The 6,333-nt window shown below is 74.6% G+C and carries 7 protein-coding genes; 4 read left to right on the top strand and 3 right to left on the bottom strand.

All coding sequences use genetic code 11. The annotated features are described in order from the left end of the window. The first annotated feature begins 259 nt into the window (after positions 1 to 259). The 3 genes from ACIBEC_RS46270 to ACIBEC_RS46280 all read left to right on the top strand — a co-directional run bounded on the left by ACIBEC_RS46270 (position 260) and on the right by ACIBEC_RS46280 (position 2,273). Entirely contained in the window at positions 260 to 1,147 is an 888-nt protein-coding gene (locus ACIBEC_RS46270; RefSeq protein ID WP_360510050.1) for a Rieske (2Fe-2S) protein, read from the top strand. A 213-nt stretch (positions 1,148 to 1,360) separates the two neighbouring features. Further along, positions 1,361 to 2,017, top strand: coding sequence for a HemK2/MTQ2 family protein methyltransferase (locus tag ACIBEC_RS46275; RefSeq protein ID WP_360510049.1), 657 nt, complete (start codon positions 1,361 to 1,363; stop codon positions 2,015 to 2,017). Continuing rightward, entirely contained in the window at positions 2,001 to 2,273 is a 273-nt protein-coding gene (locus ACIBEC_RS46280; RefSeq protein ID WP_360510048.1) for a CDGSH iron-sulfur domain-containing protein, read from the top strand. The genes ACIBEC_RS46275 and ACIBEC_RS46280 overlap by 17 nt, the downstream gene beginning before the upstream one ends. Here ACIBEC_RS46280 and ACIBEC_RS46285 read toward each other — a convergent pair. From ACIBEC_RS46285 to ACIBEC_RS46295, 3 genes are all read right to left on the bottom strand, one after another. Then, positions 2,211 to 3,290 carry an iron-containing redox enzyme family protein gene (locus ACIBEC_RS46285; protein WP_396290745.1) on the bottom strand — a complete coding sequence of 360 codons (1,080 nt, stop codon included), beginning with the start codon at positions 3,288 to 3,290 and terminating at the stop codon, positions 2,211 to 2,213. The genes ACIBEC_RS46280 and ACIBEC_RS46285 overlap by 63 nt on opposite strands. A gap of 342 nt (positions 3,291 to 3,632) precedes the next feature. Next, the gene (locus tag ACIBEC_RS46290; RefSeq protein ID WP_360510046.1) at positions 3,633 to 4,310 is read right to left on the bottom strand and encodes an HAD family hydrolase; all 678 of its coding nucleotides are present in this window, start codon (positions 4,308 to 4,310) and stop codon (positions 3,633 to 3,635) included. 80 nt (positions 4,311 to 4,390) lie between these two features. Next, entirely contained in the window at positions 4,391 to 5,401 is a 1,011-nt protein-coding gene (locus ACIBEC_RS46295) for a SigB/SigF/SigG family RNA polymerase sigma factor (protein ID WP_360510045.1), read from the bottom strand. 284 nt (positions 5,402 to 5,685) lie between these two features. Here ACIBEC_RS46295 and ACIBEC_RS46300 point away from each other — a divergent pair, with 284 nt between their 5' ends. Next, complete coding sequence (locus ACIBEC_RS46300) at positions 5,686 to 6,009, top strand: plasmid stabilization protein (RefSeq protein WP_360510044.1); 324 nt, start codon at positions 5,686 to 5,688, stop codon at positions 6,007 to 6,009. Positions 6,010 to 6,333 lie beyond the last annotated feature (324 nt).

A 6,333-nucleotide genomic window follows, 5' to 3' on the forward strand; every position in this document is an offset into this window, starting at 1 on the left:
GGTACGGGCCGGGTCATTTCCCGGCCGACCGCGCGTCTGCCCGGAGGGCCCCGGTGTAACCGTCCCGGCCCCGGTCGGGTCCGGCAGGGGCCGGGAGGGCCGGGGCGGTGGTCAGCCCGCCAGGATCGCGACCGGGTCCCCCGGGCCGCCGACCCGGCCCGGCCTGCCCGGCGGCTACCCTGATCGGCTCATGACACCACCCGGCTGACACCACCCGGCTCCGGGGTTTGGCCGGCCCGTGCCCGGCTAGCCGCTCGGTATGGACACCTCACCCCTGCACACCCACCGCTGGTCCCGTCGGCTGCGCCGCGCCCTGGAGGCGCCGGAGCACTGGGACTTCCTCGACGCCCCGGCCCAGCCGCTCGCCGACGCGGCCGAGGCACTCCCGCTCGGGCCGTACCGCGACGCGCTGCACGGTGTGTGGCTCGGCCATCCGCTCCACCCGGCGCTGGTCCAGCTCCCCCTGGGCTGCTGGACGTCCGCCGCCCTGCTGGACTTCACCCCGGGCGGGCACCGGTCGGCGGGCACCCTGGTGGCGGCCGGGCTGCTGGCCGCCGGACCCGCCGCGCTCGCCGGCTGGGTGGACTGGGCGCGGCTCGATCCGCCGCGCCGCCGCACCGGCCTGGTGCACGCGCTCTCCAACACCACCGGGGTGCTGCTCTACGCCGGATCGCTGCTGGCACGCTGCCGGGGGCACCGCGTCCGCGGCCGGGCGCTCGGCCTGGCCGGGCTGAGCGCCGTCTCGGCCGGGGCCGCGCTCGGCGCGCACCTGTCCTACCGGCAGGCCGCCGGCCCGGACCGGGCCGCCGCCGTCCCCCGGCTGGCGCCGGCCGACTGGGTCGGCCTCGGCCCGTTGGAGGACTTCCCAGCCGACCGGGCCGTCCGCCGGACCGCCGGTGAGCTGGCCGTGGTCGTGGTCCGGGACGGCGAGAGCTGCCACGTGCTGGCCGAGCGCTGCGCCCACCTGTCCGGGCCGCTGTCCGAGGGCACCGTCGCCGACGGCTGCCTGCGCTGCCCGTGGCACGGCAGCGAGTTCCGGCTGCGGGACGGCCAGGTGGTGCACGGTCCGGCCACCGCGCCGCAGCCGGTGCTGGAGACCCGGGTGCTCTCGGGGCACCTGGAGGTGCGGCTGCCGGGCGCAGGGTGACTGGCGCCGGTTGGCTGGGGCCGGTTGACCAGGGCTGATTGGCTGGAGCCGGTTGACCGCGTCACCGGACGGCGTTTCGCGCCCACGACCGGGGGCAGCCGCACGGGGAGCACGCCTGGAGGAAACGACCGCCGTCGTCCGATGGCCCGACCCGCGCCGCCGCGCCTGCCCGGGCCTGACGGTGCGGCCGAAACGAGCGGAAAGACACTCGTCATGCTGGTGCTTCGACCACCCGGGGTCTATCCCCCACAGGGGGACACCCGGCTGCTGGCCCGGTGCGTGCGCCGGGAGCATCTGGACGCCTCCGGGCGGGTGCTCGACCTCTGCACCGGAACGGGGGCGGTCGCGCTGGTGGCCGCGCGGACGGGGGCGCAGGTCACCGCCGTGGACCTGTCCGCCCGCGCCGTCGCGACCGCCTGGCTGAACAGCCGCCTGCACCACCTCCGTATCCGGCTGCGCCGGGGCGATCTGCTGGGCCCGGTGGCCGGTGGGCGGTTCGACCTGATCACCGCCAATCCCCCGTACGTCCCCGTCGATCCCGCCGCGGGCGCGGCCGGCCGGGGCGCCGCGCTGGCCTGGGACGCCGGGCCGGACGGGCGGCTCGTCCTGGACCGGATCTGCCGGACGGCCCCCGGCCTGCTCGCCACCGGCGGTGTGCTGCTGCTCGTGCAGTCCTCGCTCGCGGACGTCCCCGCCACCCTCGCGCTGCTGCGCGCGGCGGGGCTGCGCGTGCACGTGGCGGCCCGGCGGCGGCAGCGGTTCGGGCCGGTGATGACCGCACGGGCCGCGCTGTTCGAGCGGCGCGGGCTGATCCGGCCGGGTGAGCGCGAGGAGGAGCTGGTGGTGGTGCGCGGTGTCCGCGAACGCTGACCGGGACGCGACCAGGGTGGTCGTCGTACCGGGCGGTCCCCTACTGGTCGAGGGCCCGGTGGAGGTGGTCCTGCCGGACGGCACGGTCCGGGTCTCCGAGCGCCCCGTGGTGGCGCTGTGCGCCTGCCGCCGGAGCCGGATCTACCCGTTCTGCGACACCAGCCACCGCAGGCGCGGCCGGCCGGGGCGGGGCTCAGGACGGACCGGCGGCCAGGGCGGGGCCGTCGGGCAGGGCGGGGCCGTCGGGCAGGGGTGAGCGGAGGGAGGTCCGCCCGGCCCGCCAGCAGTCGAGCAGGTGGTCCGCGAAGCGGCCGTCCACGACCGCGGCGGCGGCGATGCCGAACGCCACGTCCTTCGCCGACTCCGGCTCTGCGGCGACCAGTTCCTCGATGACCCCGCGCCGCACCAACTGCTCGTGGACGGCGTCCGCCTCGACGTGCTCGCGGTAGAAGAGGGTGCCGTCCGGGCCGCCGCCGAGCCGTTCGAGCGCCGCGGCCAGCCGGGCCGATCCGGGCGAGGAGGTGATCTCGATGGTGGCGAACTGCCCGACCGCCGCGAAGCGCAGGGCCCGGTGCAGGCCGAGGAGCGTCATCAGGTTGACCACCGCCAGGGTCGGCGCGGGAACCAGGTCCAGGTAGTGCCGGTAGCCGGGGTCCAGGCCGAAGGCCGTCATCATCCGGGCGAACAGCAGGGCGTGCGCCCGTTCCGGCCGTCCGGCGCCGTACTCGTCGTACAGGATCGCCATCAGCGCCGCCTGCGCGGGGCCGTGGATCCTCGGCAGCATCCACAGCTGCGGGTCCGCCTCCTTGAGGTGGTACAGCGAGCGGTGCACCAGGTACTCGCGGGCGTGCCGGAGTTCGCCCTCGGCCAGCAGGAAGTGCGAGGGACCGGTGCCGTCTGGGGGATCCGTCAGCGCCTGCTCCAGCGCCTCCCCCAGCGGCGGGACGGGGTCCGCTTCCGCGCGCACCTCGGCGAGGAACGGCCGTTCCAACGAGCGTCGCAGCGAGAGGAGTTCGGGGTCCCACTCCCAGCCGGGGTCGACGCCCGGCAGGCCCCGGTCGTGGAGTTCGTAGCAGAGGTGGAGAGCGAGCTGGTGGTCCTCGCCCCAGGGGTGGGTGAAGGGCCCGGGCGGCGCGAGCAAGCGTCCGGCGCCGGGCGCTCCGGCGCCCACCAGCGCGAGCACCGCCGCCGACAGGGGCCCGCGTGGGACGGGCGTGCCGCCCGTCGCCGCCGGGTGGTCGCCGAACCGTACGTCCCGCTGCCGCCCGTCCATGCCCTTCGCCTCCATACGCTCCGCCTCCATACCCTCCGCCTCGTCGCCGCGCAGTGCTCCGGGCCTGCGCAGTACTCCGGGCCTGCGCAGTGCTCCGGGTCTGCGCAGTGCTCCGGGTCTACGCAGAGCTCCGGGTCTGCGAAGTACTCCCGGTCCGCAGGGTGCTTTCGGTCCGCCGTAGCGGGTGCCCGGGGTGCGCGGCCGCTAACGCGACGGGCGGGCCCCAACCGGACGGCGAGCGACCCGGGTGCCCCGGCGAGCACGCACCTGCCCGCGAGCAGGGAGCCCGTGGGCGACTCCCCCGCCGTTCCGGCGGCCGGCTGCAGGGCGGGCGTGGCGCCGTCAGCCCACAGGCCGTTGCACGAGCAGGCTGCTGTCGAGGTCGGCCAGCAGCTCGGCGGTGTCGCGGTGGACCTCGGCGGCGCCCGCGCCGAGGAGTTCCTGCGCGGAGAAGCCGCCGCTCTCGACGGCGACGCAGGGCACCCCGGCACGGTCGGCGGCGGCGATGTCCCAGACCGTGTCGCCGACGAACACCGTGTCCCGGGGGGCCGCGCCCGCACGGTCCAGTGCGGCCCGGACGAGGTCGGGCGCGGGTTTGGTGGCGGCCACGTCGTCCGCGGTGGTGGCGGCCGCGATCACGTCGTCGGCGTCCAGTGCGCGGCGCAGCACGGTCAGTTCCCGCTCGGAGGCGGAGCTGGCCAGGACGACCCGCAGGCCCCGGGCGGCGCAGGCGTGGAGGAGGTCGGCGGCGCCGGGCAGTGGCGTGATCGCGGGCCAGTGGGCGGCGTAGAGGGCGTCGTGGGCGGCGGTGATCGCGTCGTCGTCGCCGTGGTCGCGGTCCTCGCCGAGCAGGTGGTCGAGCAGTTGGTCGGCGCCCATGCCGATCGCCCGGTGGACCCGGGCGGTCGGGACCGTCCGGTCGTGCTGTCGCAGGGCCTGCCACCAGGCGAGCGCGTGGAAGTAGGCCGTGTCGAGCAGGGTCCCGTCGACGTCGAAGAGCGCCGCCGTGGTCGTGGTCACCTGGTCCTCCTTCGGTCCGCCGGACGTGGCCGTACGCTCGCGACGCTCTCGCTTAGCGCCCTCGGCGCCGGCCGACGGTCTCAGGCCGGGTCGGGCGGTCCGTCCGGGTCCTGCGCTCCATCCGGGTCGCGAGGCGAAACGGCTTCCTCGGCCTCGTCGGCTTCCTCGGATTCCTCGACTTCCTCGGTCCAGCCGGGGGCCTCGCGGTCCTCCAGCTGTTCGCGCAGCCGCGTGAGGGTGGCGCTGAGCAGTCGGGAGACGTGCATCTGCGAGACGCCTATGCGTTCGGCGATCTGGGACTGGGTGCAGCCGTCCCAGAAGCGGAGCTTGAGGACGATCTGCTCGCGTCGCGGCAGGTCGGCGAGCAGCGGGCGCACGGCGGTGCGGAAGTCGACGAGTTCGATGCCCGGGTCGCAGCTGCCGAGCCGGTCGAGCAGGGCGCTGCCGCTCTCGTCGGCGTCCTGGTCGCGCAGCGCGTCCAGGGAGTTGGGGCGGTAGACCCGGCCCGCGAGCAGCCCCTCGGTGGCCTGTTCGACGGTGAGGTGCAGGCCCTCGGCGAGCTCCTCGGGCTGCGGCAGCCGGCCGAGTTCCTGTTCGAGGCGGTCCGAGCCGCGGGCGACGGTCAGGTACAGCTCCTGCATGCTGCGCGGCACACGCACCGGCCAGGAGGTGTCGCGGAAGAACCGCTTGATCTCGCCGGTGATGGTCGGGATGGCGTAGGTGACGAACTCGACGCCACGCTGTGGGTCGTAGCCGTCGACGGCCTTGATCAGGCCGATCGTGCCGACCTGGAGGATGTCCTCCATGTCCTCGGCGCGGTGCCGGAAGCGGGCGGCGATGAAGCGCACCAGCGGCATGTTGAGTTCGATGATCGTGCCGCGGACGTAGCTGTAGGCGTGGGTTTCCCGGGCGAGGCCGGCCAGACGTTCGAACAGGGCGTCGCTGATTTCGCGGGCCTCCGTCTTCCCCATCGACCTCAGTTCGGCCTCGGAGGGTCTCGGCGGGAGGTCGGCGGGCAGATCCGGCAGGTCGGCGGGCAGCACGGGAGGCGTGGCGGCATCCTGGCGGGCTGTTTCCAGTGAGGTGGACACTTGACTTCTCCTGGGCATCGGGGTGAACGCCCGGCGACGGGGCGCGAGCTTTCGTTCGCGCGTCGCGGGCTTCTTCCCCCAGGACCTGTGCCCGGCTTCTTCAAGCGCGGTCCCGGTGGCACCCGGCGGGTGCTGGAGCGGCCGGATCCGGTCGTGGCCGCTGCATGAGGTTCTACCCGACATACGACATTGAATTCATGTTTCGATCGTTTTTTTCTGATTTGTACGGGTAGTCGCGATCCCGTCACACCTCGAACCACCTCGGCCACGAAAGGAGGGGCATCATGCCCCGAGGATCCAGCCCCAAGCGGGAGCGCCAGTACGAGCACATCAAGGAGAGCGCGCTCGACCGGGGCGAGAGCGAGAAGCGGGCCAAGGAGATCGCCGCCCGGACGGTCAACAAGGAGCGCGCCCGGCACGGCGAGTCGGAGACCGCGAGCCGCAGCTCGATCAATGACGTGTCCTCCGGCCACCGCGGCGGGAAGCGCTCACACAGCGGTTCCCAGGGTCCGACCTACGACCAGCTGTACAACGAGGCCAAGCACCGCAACATCAAGGGCCGTTCGAAGATGAACAAACGCGAGCTGGCGAACGCGCTCGGCCACTGAGCCGAGCCGACCGACACCTGACCGGCACCGGCGCCAAACCGGTGCCGGTGCCGGTGCCTAACCGGTGCCGGTGCCGGTGCCGGTGCCTAACCGGTGCCGGTGCCGCCTCCGGGGTCACGTCCTCCGGGGTCACGTCCCCCGGGGGGACGTCCTCCTGGACCACGTCCCGCACGGCCCTCATGATCGGTCAGCTCGTGTTCTCCGCCATGGTCGACAAGAGGGACCGGGGCCGCCACCTCCAGCCAGACCAGCTTCCCGCCGCCCTCCGGCTCCGAGCCCCAGGACCGGGAGAGCCGGTCCACCACCCGCAGCCCGTGCCCGCCC

Source organism: Kitasatospora sp. NPDC051164 (assembly GCF_044455625.1).
Lineage (GTDB): Bacteria > Actinomycetota > Actinomycetes > Streptomycetales > Streptomycetaceae > Kitasatospora.

Excerpts from the sequence above, each read along its gene's own strand:
- ACIBEC_RS46270 (WP_360510050.1), top strand. The coding sequence starts at position 260 with ATGGACACCTCACCCCTGCACACCCACCGCTGGTCCCGTCGGCTGCGC.
- ACIBEC_RS46275 (WP_360510049.1), top strand. The coding sequence starts at position 1,361 with ATGCTGGTGCTTCGACCACCCGGGGTCTATCCCCCACAGGGGGACACC.
- ACIBEC_RS46285 (WP_396290745.1), bottom strand. The coding sequence starts at position 3,290 with ATGGACGGGCGGCAGCGGGACGTACGGTTCGGCGACCACCCGGCGGCG.
- ACIBEC_RS46300 (WP_360510044.1), top strand. The coding sequence starts at position 5,686 with ATGCCCCGAGGATCCAGCCCCAAGCGGGAGCGCCAGTACGAGCACATC.